Origin of the sequence: Microbacterium sp. LBN7 (assembly GCF_045690345.1) — a bacterium.
Taxonomy (GTDB): Bacteria; Actinomycetota; Actinomycetes; order Actinomycetales; family Microbacteriaceae; genus Microbacterium.
The window spans coordinates 3,907,091-3,930,832 of the sequence record NZ_CP147856.1 but is presented as its reverse complement, the minus strand read 5'-3'; the positions used below and the strand labels follow the sequence as shown (position 1 = coordinate 3,930,832).

Genomic DNA, 23,742 nt, shown 5'->3' with positions numbered 1-23,742 from the left:
TTCTCGGTTCACCGGCCGATCAGCCGGCGACAGGAGTCTGCGGCGGACGCTCGTCGTCATCCCCCGCGCGCGGCCAGAAGGACAGCGCCCGCTCCGCCAGCGCCGTGATGGTCAGCGAGGGGTTCACACCCGGGTTCGCCGGCACGGCGGCACCGTCGACCACGTGGAGTCCGGGATGACCCCACACGCGGTGATAGGAATCGATCACCCCGTCCGCCGGCGAGGCGGAGATCACTGCGCCGCCCAGGAAGTGCGCGGTGAGCGGGATGCCGAACACCTCGGGCCACGATCCTCGAGCCTCGGCGGGAACGCCGCCCTCGCTGCGCATCCGGGCGGCGATGGCGCGTGCTGCGCGATGAGCCTGAGGCAGATGGCTCGGATTCGGCTCACCGTGCCCCTGAGCGCTGGTCATCGTGAGACGCCCGAACCGACGCCGCAGGGAGAGCGTGAGCGAGTTGTCGGCGGTCTGCATCACCAGAGCGATGATGCCGCGCTCGCTCCAACGCCGCAGCGACCCCAGGCGGAACTGGCGTATCGGCGACCGCAGAGCCCGGACCACGACGCCGCCGAGCCTCCGGGCGAGTGAACGGTCGCCCGGCACCATCACGGTCGCGAGCGCGCCCATCAGATTCGAGCCCGGCCCGTAGCGGACGTTCTCGACGTGGGTGCGCTCGTCCACGTGGAACGACGTCGTGATCGCCACTCCGCTGGCCAGGGCGAGGGATTCCGGCACCCTGGTCGCCACGGCGCCGTCCAGCGCCTCGGAGTTGGTGCGGGTGAGCCGGCCCACGGCATCGGACACGTGCGGGAGCGCCCCGGTGTGCTTCATCCGGTGCAGCAGCTGCTGCGTGCCCCAGGTGCCGGCGGCGAGCACGACCTCACGCGCGGTCACGGTGCGCTGCCCGCGTCGCAGCCACGCGCCGCTGCGGCGCGTGGTGACGGCGAACCCACCGCCCGCGAGCGCCCGAACCTCGGTCACGGTGCGCAGCGGCTCGATGATCGCGCCACGGCGCTCGGCGAGGGCGAGGTAGTTCTTCATCAGGGTGTTCTTCGCGCCGACCCGGCATCCGACCATGCAGTTGCCGCAGAGCGTGCATCCGGTGCGCTCCGGTCCCTTCCCGCCGAAGAACGGATCAGCGGTGCGCTCCCCCGGCTTCCCGAACCAGACGCCGACGGGCGCATGACGGAAGGTGCTGCCCACCCCGAGATCCTCGGCGGCCCCGGCCATGATCCGCTCCACGGGTCCGCTGTGCGGATAGCGCTCGACGACGCCCAGCATCCGCTTCGCCGTCGCGTAGTGGGGTGCGAGCTCGGTCTCCCAGTCGGCGATCCCTGCCCACTGCCGGTCGGCGAAGAACGCTCCGCCGGGCTGATAGAGGGTGTTCGCGTAGTTGAGCGAACCGCCGCCCACACCGGCCCCGGCGAGGATCATCACGTGCGGCAGGCGGTGGATGCGCTGCACGCCGAAGCATCCGAGGCCCGGCGCCCAGAGGTAGCGGCGCACGTCCCAGCTCGTCTTCGCGAAGTCCTCGTCCTCGAAGCGCCGTCCCGCCTCGAACACCCGCACCCGATGTCCCTTCTCGGTGAGCCGGAGTGCGGCGACCGCGCCGCCGAACCCGGATCCGACGATCACGACGTCCTCATCGAACCCGGTCACGCGAGAACTCCCTCGGCCGGGGTCAGGACGGTGAACGCTGCCGGACGCAGCGAGATGGTGCACTCGTCCTCGCCGAGACGCTCGCCGTCGGCGTAGACCACGAGACCGGGCGCGCTCACCGTCACCGTCCGCACTCGACGATGACGCACTTCCGGTCGTGAGAGGTGCCGTCCGCGCAGCAGCAGCGGGAACAGCCGCAGGAGCCGCAGACGCCCGAGCCGTGCGACCTGCACCAGATCGAGCATCCCGTCATCCGGCGTCGCGCCCGCGCACACCGGCATGCCGCCCCCGTAGCTCGCCGTGTTGCCCACGGCGACGAGCGTGCCGAGCGCTGTCTCCGGCGTCTCGCCGTCCACGGCGACCGTGAAGCGCAGAGGCCGGAGGCGAACGAGCTCGATGACGAGCGCCAGATAGTAGCGGAGGGCCCCGTGCGGCCAGCGCAGCCGGTTCGTGCGGTCGCTCACCTTCGCGTCGAATCCCAACGCCGCGACCGTGAGGAACCGCGCGGAGTGGTCGGCGGTCGTCACCTCGCCGACGTCGAGCACGCGACCCGTCCCGGTCAGTGCGAGTTCCGCCGCCGCTGCAGGATCGTGCCGTGGCAGCCCCAGCGCACGGGCGAGGTCGTTGCCCGTGCCGGCGGCGACGAGCGCGACGGGCACGGAGGCGGCGCACACCACGTCGAGGATTCCGGACAGCGTGCCGTCTCCCCCGACGACGACCAGCACGTCGGGACCTTCGTCGACGGCTCGTGCAGCGAGCTCGACGGTCGCCGACGCGGAGTCGCCGGTGTAGACCCGCACCTCCGATCCGCGCGAGCGCAGGTGCGACACGGCGGCATCCGTGGCCTGACCGCCCCGCCCCTTCCCGGCGTACGGGTTCGAGAGGAGTGCGATATGCCCCACGTCAGCCGATCCTCTCGGTGTGCGGCTGCGCGCCGATCACGGCTCCGGGATTCATGATGCCGCGCGGGTCGAGCTCCCGCTTGACGGCCGCCAGGATGCGGACCCCTGTCTCGCCGATCTCCTGCGCCAACCACGGTGCGTGATCGCGTCCCACGGCGTGATGGTGGCTGATGGTGCCGCCGGCCGCGAGGATCGCGTCGTTCGTCCGCGCCTTCACCGGTTCCCAGACGGTCAGCGGATCGGAGCGGATCCCGGCGAGCACGGTGAAGTACAGCGAGGCCCCCGTGGGGTAGATGTGCGAGACATGACACATCACGGAGGACTTCGCACCGGCATCCGCGAAGCCCGTGCGCAGCGCGTCCGTGACCGCGGTTCGCAGGGCATGCAGGTTCGCCCAGGTCGTCGCCGTCTCCAGCGTCTCGCAGAAGACGCCCGCATCGAGGAGGGAGTCGCGGAGATAGGGTCCGTCGAAGCGACCGGACAGCCAGTCCTCCGCTGCCCCCTGGCCGGACGAGGTCCCGCCGGCCGCGGCCAGCAGCGCCGCGGTGCGCTCCCGTCTCTCGCCGATGCCATCGCCCTCGTACACGGTCACGACGCTCGCGCCCTTCGCGAGCGCCTTCCCGATGCGGCCGACCTGCGCCAGGCTCACCGCGGTCTCCGCCTCGTCGGACAGCCGGATCACGGTCGGTCCCCCGCCTTGCTGCGCGACCCGGCGCAGTCCCTCCGCACCGCTCGCGAAGTCGGGGAACGACCAGGCCTCGAACACCCTGTCCTTCGGCACCGGGTGCACGCGCACGCGCACCTCGGTGATCACGCCGAAGATCCCCTCCGAGCCGAGGAAGAGACGCACGAGGTCCGGCCCCGCAGCGGAACCCGGTGAACGGCCCAGCTCGACGTCCCCGGTGGGCGTGGCGACGCGGATGCCGGTCACCATCGTGTCGAAGCGGCCGTATCCGGCCGAGTTCTGTCCGGACGAGCGTGCGGCGGCGAACCCGCCGATCGTCGCATAGCGGAAGCTCTGCGGATAGTGCCCCAGCTCGAGGCCGTGCCTCGACAGCAGCGCCTCAGCCTCGGGGCCCGTGGTCCCCGCGGCGAGCACGGCTTCGCCGCTGACCTCGTCGAGCTGGAGGAGCCCGCTGAGGCGCCGGAGATCCAGGCTGACGACCGCGTGGTGTGCGCCACGCTCGGGGTCGAGCGCGCCGACCACGCTCGTGCCGCCGCCGAAGGGGATGACCGCGATGTCACGATCGGCGGCGACGACGAGGCAGGCACGCACCTCGTCGTGGCTCCCCGGGCGGACGACCGCGTCCGGCACCTGCTGACCGGGCTGCCTGCGGCGGAGGAGATCGGGAGTCGAACGGCCCCCGGCGTGTCGGATCCGCGCCTCGGGGCTCGCATCGACCTCGCCGAGTCCGACGACTGCGGCGAAGCTCGCGAGGTCATCCGCTGTCAGAGCGCTGTCGGCGATACGGACGTGATCCAGCTCGACCGCGGCAGGCGGGCGGCGGAGGCGGCCCAGCAGAAGCGGGAGAAGGGCCCGCACTGCGCGAGGCAGATCGTGGGCCTTTGCGGGATCTCCCCATCCGTTCCACTGCATCGGCCCGGCGTCGGCGCCTCTGCCGTTCTCTTGCTCCATGCGTTACAGTGTGACAGATCATGGAAGAACGTCAACCAGGAAGCTCCGCTCTCCTCACCGATCGTCCGCACTGGGACGCGACGCAGGAGCGTGTCCTCGACGCCGCCGACGCCCTCATCAGCCGACGCGGAGTCCACGGCGTCACCATCGCCGAGCTCGCTCGGAAGTCGTCACTGAGTCGACCGACGATCTACCGCAGCTGGAACGATGCCGACGACGTCGTTCGCTCCGCACTTCTGCGTCGCGTGATCGGACTCATCGATCAGTTCCCGGCTCCGGCTCGCACCCGCGCGGCATTGGTCGATGACGTCATGCGGTTCACCGCCCTCTTCCGGACCGACGCGGTATACAGCCGCCTGCTCGACGACGAGCCCGAGGCCTTCACCCGCTACACGCTGCAGCGTGTCGGCTCCAGCCAGCGCATGATCCTCCAGTGGCTCGCCGCCGCCATCGCAGCCGCGCAGGACGACGGCTCGGTGCGTGCGGGAGAGCCGCAGGAGATCGCGGTGATGCTGCTCCTGATCGCTCAGTCCGCCGTGATCTCGCACGGCACGGTCGCCGACCTGATCGATGAAGCCGCCTGGGAGCGCGAACTGCGTGCGGCGCTCGACGGACATCTGCGGGCATGAGCCACTCGTCGCCCGATCTCGATCCTCGCCGCCGTCGCAGAGAGCTGCAGGAGTCCTCGCTCGAGGTGGCCGATGTGCTCGTGGTCGGCGGCGGTATCACCGGAGCAGGGGTTGCGCTCGACGCCGCGTCCCGCGGGTTGAGTGTGACTCTCATCGAAGCCGAGGACCTCGCCTTCGGCACCAGCCGGTTCAGCTCGAAGCTCGTGCACGGCGGGCTCCGCTACCTCGCGACCGGCGATGTGGCCACCGCGAAAGAGAGCGCGCAGGAGCGCCATCTGCTCATGACGACGATCGCACCGCACCTCATCCGTCCGCTGGCCCAGCTGCTGCCGTTCCGCCCCGGCGTGACCTGGCGGCAGCGGAGCGCCGGCGCGGTGGGCATGGCACTCGGCGACCTCCTGCGCATGCAGGCGCGCACGTCGCGGTCGGTGCTCCCGGCACCTCGTCCGGTCGCCGCCCGCACCGCACGGCGACTCTTCCCCGCGCTCGACGCACGGGGACTCCGCGGCGGAATGCTGTCCTACGACGGGCAGCTCGTCGACGACGCAAGGCTCGTCGTGACGGTTGCGCGGACGGCGGCCGGAATGGGCGCGCGCATCCTCACCCGGGTTCGCGCGGAGCAGCTGCGATCCGACGGGGCCGCCGTGACCGACGAGCTTACCGGCGAACGATTCGAGATCCGCGCGCGCAGCGTCATCAATGCGACCGGCGTCTGGGCGGGTACGCTCGACGACGCCATCTCCGTGCGTCCCAGCCGAGGAACGCACATCGTGCTCGATGCGGCGGACCTCGGGCATCCGTCCGCCGCCCTCACCATCCCGCACGAGGGCTCGATCAGCCGCTACGTGTTCGCGCTCCCCCAGAGAGGAGGCCGCGTCATCGTGGGGCTCACCGACGAGAGCGCACCCGGACCCGTGCCCCGGGTCGCGGAGGCCACCGAGCCCGAGATCGCCTTCCTCCTCTCCACCCTCAACCGCGTGGTGTCGACGCCCATCCGTCGCGATCAGGTGCGCGGGGCCTTCGCCGGTCTGCGCCCCCTGGTCGACAACGGCGCTGACACCACCGCCGATGTCTCGAGACGGCATCTGGTCGCCGTCTCCGACGGCGGATTCGTCACCGTCCTCGGCGGCAAGCTCACCACCTACCGGCGGATGGCCGAGGATGCCGTGGACCTGGCGGTGCGAACGCGCGGTCTGAGTCCCGCGCCGAGCCGCTCGGCGTCGATCCGTCTGATCGAGGACGATGTGGTGGGCCGCGCCCGCATCGCGGACGCGGGAGCCGAAGTCGCGGAGGGCATCGCGATCACCCGGGCGGAGATCGAGTTCGCCGTGCGGGCCGAGGGCGCGATGACCGTGGACGACGTGATGGAGCGACGGACGCGGATCGGGCTCGTCGACGCTGATCGCGACCGCAGCAGGCACGCCGTCGAAGAGATCGTCGCGCAGACGCTGGCACAGATCGACTGAGAAGACCAGGAGAGGAATCGGCCGCGAAATCCACGTGAACATCGGGTGCGCGGACGCTTCACGGGGGCTCGGACGTCGTCAGGACGTGCAGAGTATGAGCGTGGACGCGATCTTCAGCATCTTCAGCAGCGGTGGCGCGATGGGCGGACTGGTCAAGACCGGGACGGCGGTCCTCACGGTCCTCCTCGTGGTTCCGGCCATGTTGAAGCTGTTCATCGTGACCGTCGATGAGGGCTGGGCGGCGATCCGGACGCGCAACGGCAAACCGATCATCCGCCGCGCACGCCTGGGCAAGGCCGCAGCTCCCGGCGTCGGCGAGGTCGTCGTGCTCACGCCCGGCTCGCACGGCGCCTTCCCGCTGTTCTACTGGTACAAGCTCATCGACGTGCGGTGCCGCGCGACAGACCTGCCCGCCCGGCAGCTCACCGCGGCCTCCGGGCATCAGCACCTCGTGCATGCGTCGTTCGAATGGCGACCCGTCGTGTCGGGACGTGACCTGCGGGTGTTCGAGCTCGACGTCGTCAACGTCACCGAGCGCGCCGCCAACATCATCTCCGCGGCGCTGCGCGACGCGGTGCGCTCACTCGAGGGAGCCGAGCTCCCCCGCAACGACGAGCTGAGCACCACGGTGCTGGCGATGTGCGGCGAGAAGGTCCGTGCGGCGTGCGGTGTCGAGGTCGTCGAGGTGCTCATCACCGGAGACGCCCTCACCGACGGCTACCTGCTGTCGCAGGCCATCCGCGGCACCGACAGCGCGCCCGAGGTCGTCGCCGCCCTGCACGCCCTGAACTGAAGCCGCGCCGGTCGTGCGCGGAAACCCGCTCAGCGCCGTTCGCGGAGCGGCAGATCGATCGCCTCGGTCTCACCCGTCTGACGCGCCACCGGGATCCGGGTGCCGAGCACCTGAGAGACGATGTCCTGCGCGATCTTCGACGACGTCAGCCCCGCATCCGTGAGGATCTGATCGCGGGAGGCGTGGTCGATGAACTCGTCCGGCAGGCCCAGTTCGTCGACCGCGGTGTCGATCCCGGCCTCGCGGAGCACCTGGCGCACGCGTGTGCCGATGCCGCCGACACGGATGCCGTCCTCGAGCGTGATCACCAGACGATGCTGCGCGGCGAGGCTCACGACGGACGGCTGCACCGGGATCGCCCAGCGCGGATCGATCACCGTCGCGCCGATCCCCTGTGCGCGGAGCCGGTCGGCGACGTCCATGGCCAGCGCGGCGAAAGGTCCGATCGCGACGATCAGCACGTCCTCGGACTCGCCGCGGGCGAGCACATCGACGCCGTCGTCCCGGCGTTCGATGGCCGGGATGTCCTTCGCGACCTCTCCCTTCGGGAACCGGATCACGGTCGGTGCGTCGTCGACTTCGACCGCCTCCTCGAGGGCTTCGGCGAGCCGCGCGGCGTCTCGAGGCGCGGCGATCCGGATGTGCGGCACGATCTGGAGCATCGCGAGATCCCACATGCCGTGATGGCTGGGGCCGTCCGGCCCGGTCACGCCGGCACGGTCGAGCACGAACGTGACGCCGGCGCGGTGCAGGGCGACATCCATCAGCACCTGGTCGAAAGCGCGGCCCATGAAAGTCGCGTACAGCGCCACCACCGGGTGCAGGCCGCCGAAGGCCAGCCCTGCCGCGGAGGCGACGGCATGCTGCTCGGCGATGCCGACGTCGTAGACGCGGTCGGGGAAGCGCTCCGCGAACGGCGCGAGACCCGTCGGCCGGAGCATCGCCGCGGTCATGGCGATGACGTCGGTGCGGCGCTCTCCGATCGAGACGAGCGAGTCGGAGAACACATCGGTCCAGCTGCGTCCCCCGGACGAGAGCTCCTCGCCTGTGGCCGGATCAATGCGTCCGACCGCATGGAACTGGTCGGCCTCGTCATCGCGGGCGGGCTGGTAGCCGCGGCCCTTCTCGGTGATGGCGTGCACGATGACCGGGGCCCCGTAGGACTTCGCGAGCTCGAGAGTCTCCAGCAGGGCGGGGAGATCGTGCCCGTCGACCGGACCGAGGTACTTGATGTCGAGATTGGAATACAGCGCCTCGTTGTTGGTGAAGCGCGAGAGGAAGCCGTGCGTGCCGCCGCGGACACCGCGGAACACCGCGCGCCCGACGGGTCCGAAGGCCCGGAACAGACGGTCCGACTTGTGATGGAGCTCCTTGTAGGCCGCAGCGGTGCGCACCCGGTTCAGATAGCGCGACATGCCGCCGATGGTCGGCGCGTAGGAGCGGCCGTTGTCGTTCACCACGATCACGAGGTTGCGGTCGTTGTCGTCGGAGATGTTGTTCAACGCCTCCCAGGTCATCCCCCCCGTGAGGGAGCCGTCACCCACCACGGCGACCACGTGACGGTCGGCCCGTCCCGTCGCCGTCAGAGCGCGGGAGATGCCGTCAGCCCAGCTGAGCGAACTCGAGGCGTGCGAGGACTCGACCACGTCGTGCGCGCTCTCGCTGCGCTGCGGATACCCTGCGAGTCCGCCGCGGACGCGGAGGCCCGAGAAGTCCTGCCGCCCGGTGAGCAGCTTGTGCACGTAGGACTGGTGACCCGTGTCGAAGATGAACGGGTCGTCCGGCGAGGAGAAGACGCGGTGGAGAGCGATCGTCAGCTCGACCACACCGAGGTTCGGTCCGAGGTGCCCTCCCGTGCGGGACACGTTCTCGACGAGGAACGTGCGGATCTCCGCAGCGAGCTCGTCCAGCTGTTCGGTGGACAGCGCGTCCAGATCACGGGGTCCTGAGATGCTCGGAAGAATGGGCATCTGCACCTCCTCACAGGCTGTTTCCGTGCCGTCCGACAGGGGCCGGGCGTCCTCTCGATCCTATCGCGCCCGACCGGGAAAGCTCGGAGAGCGGAGACCCCTTGACATGCGGAGAGGGACCCGCATCCGAAGACGCGGGCCCCTCTCTCGGACCATGCTCAGACGAGCGAGCGCAGCACGTACTGCAGGATGCCGCCGTTGCGGTAGTAGTCCGCCTCACCGGGGGTGTCGATGCGGACGACCGCGTCGAACTCCACGGTCTGCTTGCCCTCGGGCGAGTTCTCGCTCGGGGTCGCGGTCACACGCACCGTCTTGGGCGTGACGCCCTCGTTCAGCTCCTCGAGACCCGTGATCGAGACGACCTCGGTGCCGTCGAGGCCGAGGGACTCCCAGGTCTCGCCTGCGGGGAACTGCAGCGGGACGACGCCCATGCCGATGAGGTTCGAGCGGTGGATGCGCTCGAAGCTCTCGGTGATGACCGCCTTGACGCCCAGCAGGCTCGTGCCCTTGGCAGCCCAGTCACGCGACGAGCCGGAGCCGTACTCCTTGCCGCCGAAGATGACGAGCGGGGTGCCCTGCTCCTGGTAGTTCATGCTCGCGTCGTAGATGTACGACTGCGGGCCGCCCGGCTGAGTGAAGTCGCGGGTGTAGCCGCCTTCGACGACCTGGCCGTCGTTGACCGCCGATACCATCAGGTTCTTCAGGCGGATGTTCGCGAAGGTGCCGCGGATCATGACCTCGTGGTTGCCGCGTCGCGAGCCGAAGGAGTTAAAGTCCTTGCGGTCGACGCCGTGCTCGGTGAGGTACTGCGCCGCGGGGGTGCCGGCCTTGATGTTGCCGGCCGGCGAGATGTGGTCGGTCGTGACCGAGTCGCCGAGCGTCGCCATCACCCGGGCGCCCTCGATGTCGCGCACCGGGGTGAGCTCCATCGTCATGCCGTCGAAGTACGGAGCCTTGCGGACGTATGTGGAGTTGTCGTCCCACTGGAAGATCGCGTCGTCCGGGGTCGGCAGGCTCTTCCAGCGCTCGTCGCCGTCGAACACGGTCGCGTACTGCTTGATGAACTGCTCACGGGAGATCGACGAGTCGACGAGCTCCTGCACCTCGGCCGGCGTGGGCCAGATGTCCCGGAGGAACACGTCCTCGCCGTCGGTGCCCTTGCCCAGCGCGTCGTTCTCGAAGTCGAAGTGCATCGAGCCCGCGAGAGCGTAGGCGATCACCAGCGGCGGGCTGGCGAGGTAGTTCATCTTCACGTCGGGGCTGATGCGGCCCTCGAAGTTGCGGTTTCCGGAGAGCACGGCGGTCACGGCCAGGTCGTGCGAGTTGATCGCCTCGGAGACCTCTTCGATCAGCGGTCCGGAGTTTCCGATGCAGATCGTGCAGCCGTAGCCGACCGTGTAGAAGCCGAGACCCTCGAGGTCCTTGTCGAGGCCGGACTTCTCGTAGTAGTCCGTGACGACCTTCGAACCCGGGCCGAGCGTGGTCTTGACCCACGGCTTCTGCTTCAGGCCCTTCTCGAGCGCCTTGCGGGCCACCAGGCCGGCGGCGATCATGACCGAGGGGTTCGAGGTGTTCGTGCACGAGGTGATGGCCGCGAGCGTGACCGCGCCGTTGTCGAGGATGTACTTCTCCCCCGACGGCGTCGTGACCGGCACGGGCTTCGAGGCGTTGGCCGGTGCACCGCTGTTGATGTGCACCGGGCGCGTCGTCGTGGGCTCCTCCTCGCCGGGGACAGAACCCGGGTCGGATGCCGGGAAGGAGTGCTTCGACTCGAGATCGACGACGGAGTCCGAGGTCGACGCCGACGCGTAGGCCAGGATGTCCTGCTCGAACTGCGACTTCGCCTCCGAGAGGAGGATGCGGTCCTGCGGGCGCTTCGGTCCCGCGATCGACGGGACGACGGTGCCGAGGTCGAGCTCGAGGTACTCGCTGAAGGTCGGCTCGTGCGACGCGTCGTGCCAGAGCTTCTGCTCCTTGGCGTACGACTCGACGAGAGCGACGGCCTCTTCGCTGCGACCGGTGAGGCGCAGGTAGTCGAGGGTGACGTCGTCGATCGGGAAGATCGCGGCGGTGGAGCCGAACTCGGGCGACATGTTGCCGATGGTCGCGCGGTTGGCGAGCGGGACGGATGCCACGCCCTCGCCGTAGAACTCGACGAACTTGCCGACGACGCCGTGCTTGCGCAGCAGGTCGGTGATCGTCAGGACGACGTCGGTCGCGGTGACGCCGGCGGGGATCTCGCCGCTGAGCTTGAAGCCCACGACGCGCGGGATCAGCATCGACACGGGCTGACCGAGCATCGCGGCCTCGGCCTCGATGCCGCCGACGCCCCAGCCCAGCACGCCCAGTCCGTTGACCATCGTGGTGTGCGAGTCGGTGCCGACGCAGGTGTCGGGGTACGCGCGGAGCACGCCGTCGACGGTGCGGTCGTAGATGACCTTCGCCAGGTGCTCGATGTTCACCTGGTGGACGATGCCGGTGCCCGGGGGGACGACCTTGAAGTCGCTGAAGGCCGTCTGACCCCAGCGGAGGAACTGGTAGCGCTCGCCGTTGCGCTCGTACTCGATCTCGACGTTGCGCTCGAGAGCGTTCTCGGAGCCGAAGAGGTCGGCGATGACCGAGTGGTCGATGACCATCTCGGCCGGCGAGAGCGGGTTGATCTTGTTCGCGTCGCCGCCGAGAGCCGTGACGGCCTCACGCATGGTGGCGAGGTCGACGATGCACGGAACACCCGTGAAGTCCTGCATGACCACGCGGGCCGGCGTGAACTGGATCTCGGTGTTCGGCTCCGCCGCGGCATCCCAGGACCCGAGCGCCTCGATCTGCGCCTTCGTCACGTTCGCGCCGTCCTCGGTGCGGAGCAGGTTCTCCAGGAGGACCTTGAGACTGAAGGGGAGCTTCTCGAAACCGGGCACCGTGTCGATGCGGAAGATCTCGTAGTCGGTGCTGCCGACCGTCAGGGTGCTCTTGGCACCGAAGCTGTTCACCGTGGACACGAATCCGTCTCCTTCTATTCGGATGGGAGCGACAGGCGCCTCCATCTTGCTCGCCAGTGAGCCCCTGCGGCTAGGAAGGCGGACCTAACCAGTCTGCCCCGCGGGAGTCGCCGGCGAAAGCCTGCAATTTATCTTGATGTCAAGATAAATCTATCATGCCTCGGCGGGCTCGTCGTTCCCCGACGCGCGCGGATAGAGCGCGCGGACCACCAACCAGGTGACCGCGATCAGCGGCGCGAACAGCGGGAGACCCATGATGAGCTTCAGAGTGCCGAGTGCCGTGACCTGCTCGGTGAGATAGAGCGGCAGCTGCACGGCGAGACGGGCGAAGAACAGCGCCGCCCAGGCGATGCCGAGCCAGAAGAACGCCCTGCGCTTGCGCCGATCGGCACGCCAGGCCGTCCCCTCGCCCATCAGGAAGCCCGCGGCGATCCCGATCAGCGACCAGCCGATCAAGGCGGAGACGAGGATCACGGTGCCGTAGGCCGCGTTCGTGATGAGACCGGGGACGAAGTTGTCCTGCCCGCGCCCGGTCCACAGCGCCAGGGCCGCCGCAGCGGCGGCGGCGATGAGGCCGCCGAGCGCGGCCGAGGGCGGGGACTTCTGCAGCAGGCGCACGACCGTGAAGACCGCGGCGAGGCCGACAGACACCCCGAGGGCGAGGATCAGCGGCTCCGGCTTGATCGTGAAGAGGATCACGAACGCCAGGCTGGGGAGGACGGATTCCAGGATGCCGCGCCATCCGCCGATCGCGGACCAGACAACTTTGTGGGTGGTCGCGCTCTCGGCCGGATCCAGACCGGCGCGGCGCGCAGCACCGCCGAGGGCGGCGCCGAGGATCTCCGACGCGCTCTGCTCGCGCTGGGCGTCGGGTCCCGGCTCGGTCACGCGGATCCCGGCGTCGCCGGCATCTTCAGGGGGATCAGGTCGCGCGGGGGCATGGGGGCGCTGCCGCGGACGACCACGATCGAACGGAAGAGGTCCTCGACCTTGGCCGCCGCCTCCGGGTCGGATGCACCGGCCCCGCCGATCACACCGCGCAGGAACCAGCGCGGTCCGTCGATCCCGATGAACCTGGCGAGCCGGAGGCCCGATCCCTCGTTCGCGGTGGCCGGCACCTCGGCCAGCAGCTCCTTGCCCAGGGCGCCCTCGCGCTCCTCGACCCGCCCGCCCTGCGCCTTGACCTGGTCGCGCAGCTGCACGCGGGTCTCGTCCCAGAGCCCGCCGGATCGCGGCGCCGCGAACGGCTGCACCTGCAGCGAGGAGTCCGCATAGTCGAGGCCCACGGCCACGATCCGCTTGGACTGCTCCTCGACCTCGAGGCGCAGGTTCAGCCCCTCGCGCGGCAGGATCTTGATCCCGCCGAGGTCGATGTAGGGCCGGACCGGGTTCGCCTCGGAGTCGTCGAAGGGACCTTCGGTGGCGCGATCGTCCGGCGCCGACTTCGAGGGAGTCGCGTTGTTGTCTGTCATCAGCCTTGTCCTGCTTCGTTCTGGTGGAGCCCTGCCTGGTATCCGGTGGAGCCGAAGCCCCCGTCACCGCGGACGCTGTCGGGCAGCTCGTCGACCGGGATGAACGTGGCGCGTGTCACGGGCATGACGATCAGCTGCGCGATGCGATCGCCGACGGCCACATCGTACGCGTTCCGGATGTCGGTGTTGATCAGGCTCACCTTGATCTCACCGCGGTACCCGGCATCGACGGTGCCGGGTGAGTTGACGATCGAGATGCCGTGCTTCGCCGCGAGTCCGCTCCGCGGCACGACGAACGCGGCGTACCCGTCGGGCAGCGCGATGCGCACGCCGGTGGCGACGAGGGCGCGCTCTCCCGGCTCCAGACGGACGGCCTCCGCAGCCACCAGGTCGGCACCGGCGTCGCCCGGGTGGGCGTATCCGGGGACCACAGCGGCGATAATGGGGACATCAACGGAATCGGTCACCCCATGAGGCTAATGCAGAACACCGCCACAGACGCACGTCCGCGCTACCGTGAACGGCTCGCTCCCAGCCTCTGGCTGCTCGTCACCGTCGCCCTCGCCGGACCCATGGTCTCGCTCATCTTCGTGCCGGTCGGCTCGACCGTCGCGCTGATCGCCGGAGCCGCCGTCTCGGCGCTCCTCGTGACGGCCTTCATCGCCGCCGCCCCGGTGGTCTCCGTCGAGGGCACGACGCTGCGCGTCGGCCGCGCGCACATCGATGCCCGCTTCCTCGGCGATCCCGTCGCGCTGACCGGAGCGGATGCCCGGCAGGCCCGCGGCCCCGGCCTCCCGGCACGCGGCTGGCACCTCATCCGCGGGGGCATCGACGGCATCGTGGTCGTGCCGAACACCGACCAGGACGACCCGGTCGAGGCCTGGACGATCTCCAGCAGGACGCCGGACCGCCTCGCCGCCGCCATCCGCGCTGCACGCTGAGAAGCGCGCCGCAGACGACAGCGCGCCCCTGATCGGAGTGATCGGGGGCGCGTGAGACGTCGCTCAGAGGGCTGCTACGCAGCGCACTCCTTGCAGATGGGCCCGGATGCGCCCTCGTGGTCGAGCTGCGAGCGGTGCTTCACGAGGAAGCAGCTCATGCATGTGAACTCGTCCTGCTGCGCGGGCAGCACGACGACGTCGAGCTCGAGGTCGGAGAGGTCGGCACCGGGCAGGTCGAAGTTCGACGGGTTGTCGGAGTCTTCGTCCCCGCTTGAGCCGGAGGATTTGTCCGGCACACGCTCCTTGAGGGCTTCGATCGACTCGGAGTCGTCTTCACTCTTGCGGGGAGCGTCGTAATCGGTTGCCATGCGGTAGATCTCCACTTTCATGGTGCGAGTGGGTGGTGCGCCGTCGGGTAATCGGCGGCCATAGTTTGCACGACCCGAACGCAATAAGCAAATGCCGGTCCGTGCGACATACCAAACTCACGGCACGCCCAGGCTATTCCCGGTCGCAGCGGCCGTCGCGTGGCACCATGAACGCACACCCATCAGAGGGGCATTCGCATGGAAAACGTCACCATCGTCGGCACAGAGGCAGGAGTGCTCGTACTCGCCACCGAGTCGGGCGAGCGCTTCGCGCTGCCCATCGACGACGTGCTGCAGCGTGAGATCCGACGCGCCACTCGCCAGGCCGAGCCGGCGGGTCAGCGGCTCGCCGCGAGTCCTCGGGACATCCAGGCGCAGATCCGCGCCGGACTCACCGCGACCGAGGTCTCCGAGCTCCTCGGGATCAGCGTCGACGATGTCGCACGCTTCGAAGGTCCGGTCCTCGCGGAGCGCGAGCACATCATCGGGCAGGCGCTCGCCGTGCCGGTCCTGATCGGGAGCGAGGTCGAGCCCGACGCGCAGCCGACATTCGGCGCCGCCGTGCGCGACAAGCTCGCCGACGTCGCCGCGTCCTCCGAGCGCTGGGCGAGCTGGAAGGAGGAGTCCGGCTGGGTCATCAAGCTGGAGTTCACCGCCAACGACGTCGACCATGACGCGCGCTGGAGCTTCGACCCCCGTCGCAGCGCGCTGGCGCCGCTCAACGCCGACGCCACTCAGCTCTCGCGCCAGGGCTCGCTGCCCGAAGGACTCATCCCCCGGCTGCGAGCCGTGGATCCCGAGCGCACCACCTCGCCGTACAAGGACGAGAGCAGGTTCGACTCCGGAGCGTTCGGCCCTCGACTGCTCCCCGCTCCGGACGGCGGCGTCGAGGACCCGTCTCTGCCCGAGCGCTCCGACGCCGCGGCTCAGGACGCGGCGATCAACCGCGCGCCGGAATCCCCGAGGACCAATCCCGAGACCGCCGACCTGCTCGAGGCGCTCCGGCGCCGGCGCGGTCAGCGCGAGACCGCTCCCCTGATCGACGACGTCGACGAGTCCGACGGCGGACAGAGCCCGATCTCGCTGTTCGACGCCTTCGATCAGCCGGCCGACGAGCCGGAGCCCGCAGCCCCGACTCCCAAGCCGTCCGGCGCCGATGCGACCGATGGCGGTGCACGTCGTCGACGTCGCAACGCGATGCCGTCGTGGGACGAGATCGTCTTCGGCGCCCGCACCGACGAGTGACGTCGGATCTCAGCGGGCGAAGGCTCCGAGCCGGATCAGCGGAACCTGACGCTCTTCGGGCGTGAGCCCGCCGTGCTGTCCGACCATCCCGCGGCCGCGCTGATCCGCCGCCGTCCCGTCATACAGGGCGCCCGCACCGCGTGGCACGACCAGCAGGTCGCCGATCCGTGATGACGCCGCAACGCTGACCGTCGGGCCGAACAGACCGTGTCCGATCGCCTCGTCGCGCGTGATGACATCGGCCGCGCCGTCCAGATCGGCGCGCCAGCGCGCGGTGACCGCGGCGCGTTCGGCATCCGGTTCCAGGTAGACGTGCAGCATCCGCGGCTCTCCCCCCACGTGGCGGATGCCGACGAGATGCTCCTCCTCGAGAACGATCTGACGATTCGCCGGGACATCGACCATCCCGTGGTCGGAGGTGACCAGCACCCCGACGCCCGCCGGTGCACGCACCGCGAGAGCCGCGTCGATGTCCTCCAGCGCGGTCACCCATTCGGGCGAGTCGACGCCGTGCTTGTGCCCGGCCTTGTCGACCTCCGGCAGGTAGCAGTACACGAGGGACCCCGGATGCCGCTGCGCGAGGTCGTAGGCGGTCGCCACGCGATCCGCAGGAGTCGTGGCGGAGACGAACTCGGCGCCGCGCAGTGTGGCCCTGGTGAAGCCGCTGCGGGCGTAGGCCGCGACCCCCACCGCGAAGCTCCCGTGTCCTCGCGCGGCCGCGCGCTCGAAGATCGTCTCCGCGGGCTGCCAGACCAGCGGGTCGATCCCGTCGGTCTCCCAGCCGCTCAGCTGATTGACCAGCACGTCACGGCTCGGATCGAGCACGCGGTACCCGACGAGACCGTGCTCGCCCGGCCACGCCCCCGTGACGATGCTCGTGAGCGCCGCGGCCGTCGTCGAGGGGAAGACCGAGTGCGCGACGTCGCGCTTCGCCATGCCCGACGTCAGCGCCCTGGCGTGGCCGGCGTGCGCGCGGAGGCTGATCGCGCCGAGGCCGTCGATCACGACGAGCACCACGGAGTCCGCGCGCGGCAGCAGGTCGGATTCGCCGCGCAGCGCGGCGAACAGGTCGCCCGCCACCCCGACGATGCTCCGGGCTCCGGGCGACTCGGACGGTAGCATGAAGGACATCCGAGCCAGTCTGACACAGGCTCCTCTACGCCCCCAGGAAGTCCATGCCGAAAACCCCGCCGCCCGAGCCCGTCGAGGAACGCATCCAGGACATCGACCTCGGAAGCGAGATGCAGGGCTCGTTCCTCGAGTACGCGTACTCGGTGATCTACTCGCGCGCCCTGCCCGACGCGCGCGACGGTCTGAAGCCCGTGCAGCGCCGCATCCTGTACCAGATGGCCGAGATGGGCCTGCGTCCCGATCGCGGCCACGTCAAGAGCGCCCGTGTCGTCGGCGAGGTCATGGGAAAGCTGCACCCCCACGGCGACACCGCGATCTACGACGCCCTCGTGCGGCTCGCCCAGGAGTGGGCGCTGCGCGTGCCGCTGGTCGACGGGCACGGCAACTTCGGCTCGCTCGACGACGGCCCGGCCGCCGCGCGATACACCGAGGCCCGCCTCGCAGCCCCCGCGATGGCTCTGACCGAGAACCTCGACGAGGACGTCGTCGACTTCATCCCGAACTACGACGGGCAGTTCCAGCAGCCGGCGGTGCTGCCGGCGGCCTTCCCGAACCTCCTCGTCAACGGCGCCAGCGGCATCGCCGTCGGCATGGCGACCAACATGGCGCCGCACAACCTCATCGAGGTCGTCGCCGCCGCGACGCACCTGCTCGAGAACCCGGATGCCACCACCGAGGAGCTCATGGAGTTCGTCCCGGGTCCGGACTTCCCGTCCGGCGGCATCCTGATGGGCCTCGACGGCGTCAAGGACGCGTACACGAACGGCCGCGGCGCGCTCAAGGTGCGCGGCAAGGTCTCGGTCGAGCCGCTCGGTCCGCGGCGGACCGGCATCATCGTCTCGGAGCTGCCCTACATGGTCGGCCCGGAGCGCCTCATCGAGAAGATCCGCGACGCGGTCCAGGCGAAGAAGCTGCAGGGGATCAGCGACGTCACCGACCTCACCGACCGCAACCACGGACTGCGCGTCGCGATCGGCATCAAGACCGGCTTCGACCCCAACGCCGTCCTCGATCAGCTCTACCGGCTGACGCCGCTGGAGGACTCCTTCAGCATCAACAACGTCGCCCTCGTCGACGGGCAGCCGCGCACACTCGGCCTCAAGGAGATGCTGAGCGTCTACGTCGGCCACCGTCTCGAGGTCATCACGCGTCGCAGCCGCTACCGTCTGGCGCGCCGCGAGGAGCGACTGCACCTGGTCGAGGGACTTCTCATCGCGATCCTCGACATCGACGAGGTCATCCAGGTCATCCGCTCGTCCGACGACTCCGAGCAGGCCCGCACCCGGCTGCGCTCGGTGTTCGACCTGAGCGAGCTGCAGGCGGAGTACATCCTCGAGCTGCGCCTGCGTCGACTCACCAAGTTCTCCCGCATCGAACTGGAGGCGGAGCGGGACTCCCTGCTCGCGGAGATCGCCGCGCTGCGCGAACTGCTGGAGAGCCCGGTGCTCCTCCGAGCGGTCGTCGCCCGGGAGCTCGATGCCGCCGCCGATGCCTACGGCACCCCGCGTCGCACCCTCCTCATGAACGCCGCTCCCCCGAAGCCGCGCGCCACGAAGGGATCGGTCGATCTGCAGATCGCCGACGCCCCGACCGTGCTCGTGCTCTCCACGACCGGCCGCGCCGTGCGCGTCGATCTCGTCGAGGGGCAGGAGCTGAGTGTTCCGGCCCGTCGGAGCAAGCACGACGCGATCCTGACGACCGTCGAGACGACGGTGCGCGCGGAGCTCGGCGCACTGACCAGCGCAGGGCGTGTCATGCGCTTCTCCCCCGTCGACCTGCCGTCCGTGCCGGCGACATCGGTGCAGCTCGCGGCGGGGACGCCTCTGCGCGACTATCTCGGCCTCCTGTCGAAGAACGAGCGGATCATCGGCTTCGTGCGCTTCGACAGCGAGACGCCGATCGCGCTCGGCACGGCTCAGGGCACCGTGAAGCGGATCGTCCCGTCGGCCCTCCCGGTCCGCCCCGAGCTCGAGGTCATCGGCATGAAGCCCGGTGACACGGTGGTCGGTGCGGCGGAGGCAGCGGACGATGCCGAGCTCGTCTTCGTGACGACCGATGCGCAGCTGCTGCACTTCGCGGCGTCCGCGGTCCGTCCGCAGGGTGCCCCTGCCGGCGGAATGGCGGGCGTCAAGCTCTCCGCCGGTGCCTCCGTCCTCTTCTTCGGCGTGGTCGCCGCGGGCTCCGACGCGGTCGTCGCGACGGTCTCGGGCGGCGACAGCATCCTGCCGGGCACCGACCCCGGTCGGGCCAAGGTCTCGGCGTTCACCGAGTACCCGGCGAAGGGACGCGCGACCGGCGGCGTTCGGGCGCACTCGTTCCTGAAGGGCGAGGACCGTCTCACGGTCGCCTGGGTCGGGCCGAACCCCGCGCAGGCCGTCGACCCGACCGGCGCGGTGCGCAAGCTCCCCGAGCCCGGCGCACGTCGCGACGCCTCCGGTCAGCCGATCGACGGGGTCATCGGCAGCATCGGCCGCACGATCGTCTGACCGATGGGCGACGCCCTCGGCATCAGAGACGCAGCGCGAGCACGTTCGCGGTGAGCCCGGCGGCGGTTCCGCAGAGGATCACGATGTCGCCGGCGCCCACACGGCCCGCCTCGAGAGCCCGGGTCAGCATGAACGGCACCGAGGCCGACACCATGTTCCCGAACGCGGCGACCTCGTCGACGCGGCGCTCCGCCGGGATGCCGAGACGGTCGAGCATGGGTCCGAGCGCGGCAGAGGCCTGATGCGGGACCCACAGCGCCACGTCGTCGTAGTCGATGCCGTGGCGGTCATGGAACCGCTCGAAGAATCCCGGCAGGACGCGCATCATGCCGAGGAGCGCACGACGGCCGTCCATGTCGAAGAGGTAGTCGCCGGGGTCGGCCTCCGCATAGAGCTGCGCCGGTGAGCGCGACAGCCCGCCACGGATCTCCGTGTCGTGCGCATAGGCCGGCCAGGTCTGCTGAGCACTGGCGATCACGCCCCGCGACGGGTCGTCCGATCGGCGCAGCACGACCGCCGCGGCGGCATCGCTGAACAGCTCGTAGCTCTCGCGCTGCGCGGGATTCAGGAACCGTGTCCCGACGTCTCCCGAGAACACGAGGATCGTCTCGTGGTCGCCGGAGTCGAGGTACCGCGACGCGACGTCGAGCGCCGTGATGAAGCTGGTGCAGGTCGAGTTCACGTCGAATGCCGCCGCATGCCCCTCGAGGGTCAGCCGCTCGAGGACCAGTGCCGCCGTGCACGGGATGGGCTGGACGCCCGCCGCCGACGCCCCGAGGACGAGATCCACGTCCTCGATGCCGATGCCGGCGCGAGCCAGCGCCCGCTCGCACGCGCCGGCCAGCATGTCCAGATGCGACACGTCCTCCGCGATGCGATAGCGCACCTCGTCGCCGAAGCGCACGGTCTGCTGCGGCAGCACGCTGCCCCAGCCGACGATCTCACAGCTCCTCATCGGCATCCCCCCTCCAGGTCCGCGCCACTCGGCGCAGCTTCACCGATCCGTCCCGCGTGTACGGCAGGAAGACGATCTCCGGCCGCTCGCAGCCCAGTCGCTCGGCGAGGGCCTGCACTTCGGCGGTGACGCTGCCCGTCGTCCGATCATCGAGCACGTCCAGGGAGATCTCGAGGAGCGACGCGTTCGTCTGCACCACCCGATACTCGTCGAAGCCCTCGGCATAGAGCAGCGCGCGCGACATCACGTCGGCGAACACGGGGACGCGGCGGCCGTCGTGCCCGCGGAACACCAGGGTGTCCCCCTCCCGTCCCTCGATGCGCTCGATCGCCGCGAGGGCGCTCCCGCACGGACACGGCTCGGTGCGGGCACGGAGCACGTCGCCGAGACGGTAGCGCACGATCGGCTGCGCGCGGCGGCGGAGATCCGTGACGATCGGCGTGAACCGCCGGTCGTCGAGCTGCTCGCGCTCGACGAGGACGCTGTCCTCGTTCAGGTGGATCACGCCCGCCTCACAGGTGTGCGCGAGGAAGCCCTCGGTGCACTGATAGAGCTGGTGGATCCTCGGCTGGCGCAGCGACGTGGCGATGCGCGCCTCGTCCGCGATCTCGAGCACCTCGGCGACCGCGTACACCTTCTGCGGAACGGTCCCGAGGCGATCGGCATCCGCCGCACGGGCGATCAGGCGGAGGACAGACGGCGGTGCGACGAGGATGGTCGGCCGGAAGGCCTCGAGGCGGCGGATGTTCTCCTCCATGTCGGCGTACACGTCGAAGTAGGAGAACGACACCGCCTTGGAGCCGACCGATTCGTACAGGCTGTTGTCCGCGCGCAGGAAGAGCGCGATGCGATGGCCCGTGAGCCGCCCACGCGGCAGCGTCCGCGCGAGCACGGTGCCGACCCAGGCGTCCCGTTCCTGGGGGCTGACGATGAAGAGCCCGCGATGTCCGCTGGTCCCGCTGGAGAGGCCGACCGAGTTCGCCCCGAGGTCGGCATCGAAGTCCCGGGACCGCTCGTTCGCGATCGCCAGGGCCAGCGCCTCGTCGCGCTGCACGCCGACCGTGTTGATCTCGTCGAAGCGGCCCATCATCACGCTCTTGTCCATGAGCGGGAGCTGCGCGAAGGAGTGCGTCTCGAGCAGTCGTCCGAAGTACGGCGATCGGCGGCGCAGGAAACGCAGATGACGCCGCAGGAGCCTCGCCTGGCGCTGTTCGACCGCGGCGCGCGTGCGCAGACGCCGCACCCACCGCACAGCGACGAACTCCCGCAGGATGCGCACCGTCGACATCAGTCCAGAAGCTCCTTCGCGCCGAGGGGGTCGTGGCTGCAGACGATGCGGATGCCGGCGGCGGACGCATCCTCCAGCAGTGCCGCCGTGCGGCGATAGGCGCGGTGATCGTGCTGCACGGCTCGAGGGATCGTGCGGAGGTCGGCGGTCGCCCCGAGCAGGTCTCGCCCCCAGGCGGCATCGCCGGCGAGCAGGACGCGCCCGTCCACCAGGGCGCCGATGTGCCCGTCCGCGTGTCCGGGGAGATCCACGACGAGATAGGATCCGTCTCCGAAGAGGTCGGCGCCCCGCAGCGCGATGCCGCCGACGTGCCGCACGGGGAAGTCGGCGTCGTGGAGGACGATCCGCGTCGCATCGTCGAACCAGTCCGGGAGCAGTCCGGTGAGGATGCCGGCACGCAGCCGCGGTGCCGCCAGCGACCTGCGGTGCCCGGCGGTGATCACGAACGTCGCCCCCGGGAATCGCCGGATCCCGCCGATGTGATCGGGGTGCAGGTGGGAGAGCACGACGTGGGTGACGGATGCCGGATCGACGCCGTCGTCGGCCAGCTGTCGAGCGATGTCGTCGTCGGGTGCGACCTGGGGCGGGAGCAGACGGCGGTACGCGGCGCCCCGCCACCCGGTGTCCCATGCTCCCGGCGCATAGCCCGTGTCGAAGAGGATGCGGCGACCGTCCGGTCCGTCGAAGAGGAAGACACCGGAGGGGAACTCGCGCGACTCGTGCGCGCCGCCGCGGAACATGGCGGAGAGGTCGTGCGCCGTGCTCCCGCAGACGTAGTGCCGCAGCCGCGCGCTCATGCGGGCGTCCTCTGATCGGCCGCCGCACGGGCGAGCGCCTCGTCGAGCGAGACGAGCGGTCGGTAGCCGAGCTCGGCCTTCGCCCGCGTCAGATCGAGTGTCTGCGAGTACGCGATCGTGCTGAGCGTGTAGCGGGTGAGCGGCGGTTCCGGGCGACCCGGCACCACCCGGAAGACGGCCTCGAGGACCGCCGCCAGCACCCACGCGAACCGTCTGCTCATGGGGCGCATCCGGGGCGTCTCCCCCACGAGCCGCAGCAGTTCGGCGAGCAGGTCGCGGAACGGACGAGGATCGTCGTTGCTGATGTTGTACACGCCGCCCGCGGGATCGCCGGCGTCGAGCGCGAGCCGGAGGGCGGTCGCCACGTTCTCGACAGCCGTGACGTCGATCAGGTTCCCTCCCCCGTCGAACAGAGGGATCCCGACACGACGATGCACGTCGAGCAGACGCGGGACCAGGCTCGGGTCGCCGGCGCCGATGAGCCCCCGGGGTCGCACGATCACGAGCTCGGGGAACGCGGCCGCGCGGCGAGCATCCTGGAGAAGGCCCTCGGCGGCGATCTTCGAGCGGATGTATCCGTTGAGGCGGTTGCCGGGGTCCACATCGTCCTCGCGGATGGCGAGGCGATCGCGCGGCGCCGCGTAGACGCTCGGCGAGGAGACGTGCACGATGCGGCGCACGCCGTTGCGGCGGGCGAACTCGACGATGTGCGCGGTGCCCTCGATATTCGCCTCGCGGAACGCCTTCCACGGCCCCCAGGGCGTCGAGAGGGCGGCGCAGTGGATCACCGCGTCGACCGGGAGCTCCGCAGACGCGAGAGACGCCAGATCGCCGATGACGCGGTGCTCCCCGTCGGCGACCGCGGCGAGGGCGGCAGCATCGCGTCCGGCGGCGAACACCTCGAACCCATGTGCCTGCAGATCACGCACGACGTGACCGCCGAGGAACCCGCTCGCCCCCGTCACCAGCACACGGGCTCCGGACATGCTCCTCACCATAGCGGCCCTAGT

The 23,742-nt window shown here is 70.1% G+C and carries 20 protein-coding genes; 6 read left to right on the top strand and 14 right to left on the bottom strand.

Translation table 11 applies throughout. From position 1 onward, the window contains the following. Positions 1 to 19 precede the first annotated feature (19 nt). The 3 genes from LBN7_RS19050 to LBN7_RS19040 are packed head-to-tail and all read right to left on the bottom strand — an operon-like array spanning position 20 to position 4,195. Positions 20 to 1,657, bottom strand: coding sequence for a GMC oxidoreductase (locus LBN7_RS19050; protein ID WP_407360515.1), 1,638 nt, complete (start codon positions 1,655 to 1,657; stop codon positions 20 to 22). Then, positions 1,654 to 2,559: a YegS/Rv2252/BmrU family lipid kinase gene (locus LBN7_RS19045; RefSeq protein WP_407360514.1), complete on the bottom strand. Its 906-nt coding sequence runs from the start codon at positions 2,557 to 2,559 to the stop codon at positions 1,654 to 1,656. The genes LBN7_RS19050 and LBN7_RS19045 overlap by 4 nt, the downstream gene beginning before the upstream one ends. 1 nt (position 2,560) lies before the next feature. Further along, on the bottom strand, positions 2,561 to 4,195 hold the full coding sequence (locus LBN7_RS19040) for an FAD-binding oxidoreductase (protein ID WP_407360513.1): 1,635 nt from the start codon (positions 4,193 to 4,195) through the stop codon (positions 2,561 to 2,563). A 20-nt stretch (positions 4,196 to 4,215) separates the two neighbouring features. Between LBN7_RS19040 and LBN7_RS19035 the strand changes: the two genes are divergently transcribed. The 3 genes from LBN7_RS19035 (at position 4,216) to LBN7_RS19025 (ending at position 7,083) form a co-directional block, all read left to right on the top strand. Then, the gene (locus LBN7_RS19035) at positions 4,216 to 4,824 is read left to right on the top strand and encodes a TetR/AcrR family transcriptional regulator (RefSeq protein WP_407360512.1); all 609 of its coding nucleotides are present in this window, start codon (positions 4,216 to 4,218) and stop codon (positions 4,822 to 4,824) included. Continuing rightward, a complete protein-coding gene (locus LBN7_RS19030) occupies positions 4,821 to 6,290 on the top strand; it encodes an FAD-dependent oxidoreductase (protein WP_407360511.1) in 1,470 nt (489 codons plus the stop codon). The genes LBN7_RS19035 and LBN7_RS19030 overlap by 4 nt, the downstream gene beginning before the upstream one ends. A gap of 94 nt (positions 6,291 to 6,384) precedes the next feature. Continuing rightward, the gene (locus LBN7_RS19025) at positions 6,385 to 7,083 is read left to right on the top strand and encodes a hypothetical protein (protein ID WP_407360510.1); all 699 of its coding nucleotides are present in this window, start codon (positions 6,385 to 6,387) and stop codon (positions 7,081 to 7,083) included. A gap of 29 nt (positions 7,084 to 7,112) precedes the next feature. Here the strand turns inward: LBN7_RS19025 and dxs are convergent, their stop codons facing one another. From dxs to dut, 5 genes are all read right to left on the bottom strand, one after another. Next, complete coding sequence (gene dxs, locus LBN7_RS19020; RefSeq protein ID WP_407360509.1) at positions 7,113 to 9,053, bottom strand: 1-deoxy-D-xylulose-5-phosphate synthase; 1,941 nt, start codon at positions 9,051 to 9,053, stop codon at positions 7,113 to 7,115. 158 nt (positions 9,054 to 9,211) lie between these two features. Next, positions 9,212 to 12,049 carry an aconitate hydratase gene (locus tag LBN7_RS19015; protein WP_407360508.1) on the bottom strand — a complete coding sequence of 946 codons (2,838 nt, stop codon included), beginning with the start codon at positions 12,047 to 12,049 and terminating at the stop codon, positions 9,212 to 9,214. A gap of 153 nt (positions 12,050 to 12,202) precedes the next feature. After that, positions 12,203 to 12,937 (bottom strand): DUF3159 domain-containing protein, encoded by a 735-nt coding sequence (locus LBN7_RS19010; RefSeq protein WP_207769936.1) that lies wholly within the window; start codon positions 12,935 to 12,937, stop codon positions 12,203 to 12,205. After that, the gene (locus LBN7_RS19005) at positions 12,934 to 13,521 is read right to left on the bottom strand and encodes a DUF3710 domain-containing protein (protein WP_116634865.1); all 588 of its coding nucleotides are present in this window, start codon (positions 13,519 to 13,521) and stop codon (positions 12,934 to 12,936) included. Before LBN7_RS19005 ends, LBN7_RS19010 begins: the two co-directional genes overlap by 4 nt. Beyond that, positions 13,521 to 13,988: a dUTP diphosphatase gene (dut, locus tag LBN7_RS19000; protein ID WP_165808037.1), complete on the bottom strand. Its 468-nt coding sequence runs from the start codon at positions 13,986 to 13,988 to the stop codon at positions 13,521 to 13,523. Before dut ends, LBN7_RS19005 begins: the two co-directional genes overlap by 1 nt. A gap of 12 nt (positions 13,989 to 14,000) precedes the next feature. Here dut and LBN7_RS18995 point away from each other — a divergent pair, with 12 nt between their 5' ends. Further along, the gene (locus tag LBN7_RS18995) at positions 14,001 to 14,462 is read left to right on the top strand and encodes a DUF3093 domain-containing protein (protein ID WP_341945348.1); all 462 of its coding nucleotides are present in this window, start codon (positions 14,001 to 14,003) and stop codon (positions 14,460 to 14,462) included. A 74-nt stretch (positions 14,463 to 14,536) separates the two neighbouring features. Here LBN7_RS18995 and LBN7_RS18990 read toward each other — a convergent pair whose 3' ends face one another. Next, a complete protein-coding gene (locus tag LBN7_RS18990) occupies positions 14,537 to 14,830 on the bottom strand; it encodes a DUF4193 domain-containing protein (protein WP_105725536.1) in 294 nt (97 codons plus the stop codon). A gap of 198 nt (positions 14,831 to 15,028) precedes the next feature. Here LBN7_RS18990 and sepH point away from each other — a divergent pair, with 198 nt between their 5' ends. Beyond that, positions 15,029 to 16,075, top strand: coding sequence for a septation protein SepH (gene sepH, locus LBN7_RS18985; RefSeq protein WP_116634862.1), 1,047 nt, complete (start codon positions 15,029 to 15,031; stop codon positions 16,073 to 16,075). 9 nt (positions 16,076 to 16,084) lie between these two features. Here sepH and LBN7_RS18980 read toward each other — a convergent pair whose 3' ends face one another. Then, on the bottom strand, positions 16,085 to 17,206 hold the full coding sequence (locus tag LBN7_RS18980; protein ID WP_165808036.1) for an alkaline phosphatase family protein: 1,122 nt from the start codon (positions 17,204 to 17,206) through the stop codon (positions 16,085 to 16,087). Positions 17,207 to 17,250: 44 nt separating this feature from the next. Here LBN7_RS18980 and LBN7_RS18975 point away from each other — a divergent pair, with 44 nt between their 5' ends. Continuing rightward, positions 17,251 to 19,692, top strand: a complete 2,442-nt coding sequence (locus LBN7_RS18975; RefSeq protein WP_407360507.1) for a DNA topoisomerase (ATP-hydrolyzing) subunit A — start codon at positions 17,251 to 17,253, stop codon at positions 19,690 to 19,692. Positions 19,693 to 19,714: 22 nt separating this feature from the next. On the opposite strand, the gene LBN7_RS18970 is transcribed toward LBN7_RS18975, so the two are convergent. The 4 genes from LBN7_RS18970 to LBN7_RS18955 are packed head-to-tail and all read right to left on the bottom strand — an operon-like array spanning position 19,715 to position 23,718. Further along, complete coding sequence (locus LBN7_RS18970; RefSeq protein WP_407360506.1) at positions 19,715 to 20,647, bottom strand: 3-oxoacyl-ACP synthase III family protein; 933 nt, start codon at positions 20,645 to 20,647, stop codon at positions 19,715 to 19,717. Next, positions 20,634 to 21,935, bottom strand: coding sequence for a F390 synthetase-related protein (locus LBN7_RS18965; RefSeq protein WP_407360505.1), 1,302 nt, complete (start codon positions 21,933 to 21,935; stop codon positions 20,634 to 20,636). The genes LBN7_RS18970 and LBN7_RS18965 overlap by 14 nt, the downstream gene beginning before the upstream one ends. Then, positions 21,935 to 22,732, bottom strand: coding sequence for an MBL fold metallo-hydrolase (locus tag LBN7_RS18960; protein ID WP_407360504.1), 798 nt, complete (start codon positions 22,730 to 22,732; stop codon positions 21,935 to 21,937). Before LBN7_RS18960 ends, LBN7_RS18965 begins: the two co-directional genes overlap by 1 nt. Then, positions 22,729 to 23,718 carry an NAD-dependent epimerase/dehydratase family protein gene (locus tag LBN7_RS18955; protein ID WP_407360503.1) on the bottom strand — a complete coding sequence of 330 codons (990 nt, stop codon included), beginning with the start codon at positions 23,716 to 23,718 and terminating at the stop codon, positions 22,729 to 22,731. Before LBN7_RS18955 ends, LBN7_RS18960 begins: the two co-directional genes overlap by 4 nt. Positions 23,719 to 23,742 lie beyond the last annotated feature (24 nt).

Bases quoted from the DNA above. Each gene is read 5' to 3' on its own strand.
- LBN7_RS18965 (WP_407360505.1), bottom strand. From the start codon at position 21,935: ATGTCGACGGTGCGCATCCTGCGGGAGTTCGTCGCTGTGCGGTGGGTG.
- LBN7_RS19040 (WP_407360513.1), bottom strand. From the start codon at position 4,195: ATGGAGCAAGAGAACGGCAGAGGCGCCGACGCCGGGCCGATGCAGTGG.
- LBN7_RS18955 (WP_407360503.1), bottom strand. From the start codon at position 23,718: ATGTCCGGAGCCCGTGTGCTGGTGACGGGGGCGAGCGGGTTCCTCGGC.
- LBN7_RS19005 (WP_116634865.1), bottom strand. From the start codon at position 13,521: ATGACAGACAACAACGCGACTCCCTCGAAGTCGGCGCCGGACGATCGC.
- LBN7_RS18990 (WP_105725536.1), bottom strand. From the start codon at position 14,830: ATGGCAACCGATTACGACGCTCCCCGCAAGAGTGAAGACGACTCCGAG.
- LBN7_RS19030 (WP_407360511.1), top strand. From the start codon at position 4,821: ATGAGCCACTCGTCGCCCGATCTCGATCCTCGCCGCCGTCGCAGAGAG.
- LBN7_RS18980 (WP_165808036.1), bottom strand. From the start codon at position 17,206: ATGTCCTTCATGCTACCGTCCGAGTCGCCCGGAGCCCGGAGCATCGTC.
- LBN7_RS19035 (WP_407360512.1), top strand. From the start codon at position 4,216: ATGGAAGAACGTCAACCAGGAAGCTCCGCTCTCCTCACCGATCGTCCG.
- sepH (WP_116634862.1), top strand. From the start codon at position 15,029: ATGGAAAACGTCACCATCGTCGGCACAGAGGCAGGAGTGCTCGTACTC.
- LBN7_RS18960 (WP_407360504.1), bottom strand. From the start codon at position 22,732: ATGAGCGCGCGGCTGCGGCACTACGTCTGCGGGAGCACGGCGCACGAC.
- LBN7_RS18995 (WP_341945348.1), top strand. From the start codon at position 14,001: ATGCAGAACACCGCCACAGACGCACGTCCGCGCTACCGTGAACGGCTC.
- LBN7_RS18975 (WP_407360507.1), top strand. From the start codon at position 17,251: ATGCCGAAAACCCCGCCGCCCGAGCCCGTCGAGGAACGCATCCAGGAC.
- LBN7_RS18970 (WP_407360506.1), bottom strand. From the start codon at position 20,647: ATGAGGAGCTGTGAGATCGTCGGCTGGGGCAGCGTGCTGCCGCAGCAG.
- dxs (WP_407360509.1), bottom strand. From the start codon at position 9,053: ATGCCCATTCTTCCGAGCATCTCAGGACCCCGTGATCTGGACGCGCTG.
- LBN7_RS19025 (WP_407360510.1), top strand. From the start codon at position 6,385: ATGAGCGTGGACGCGATCTTCAGCATCTTCAGCAGCGGTGGCGCGATG.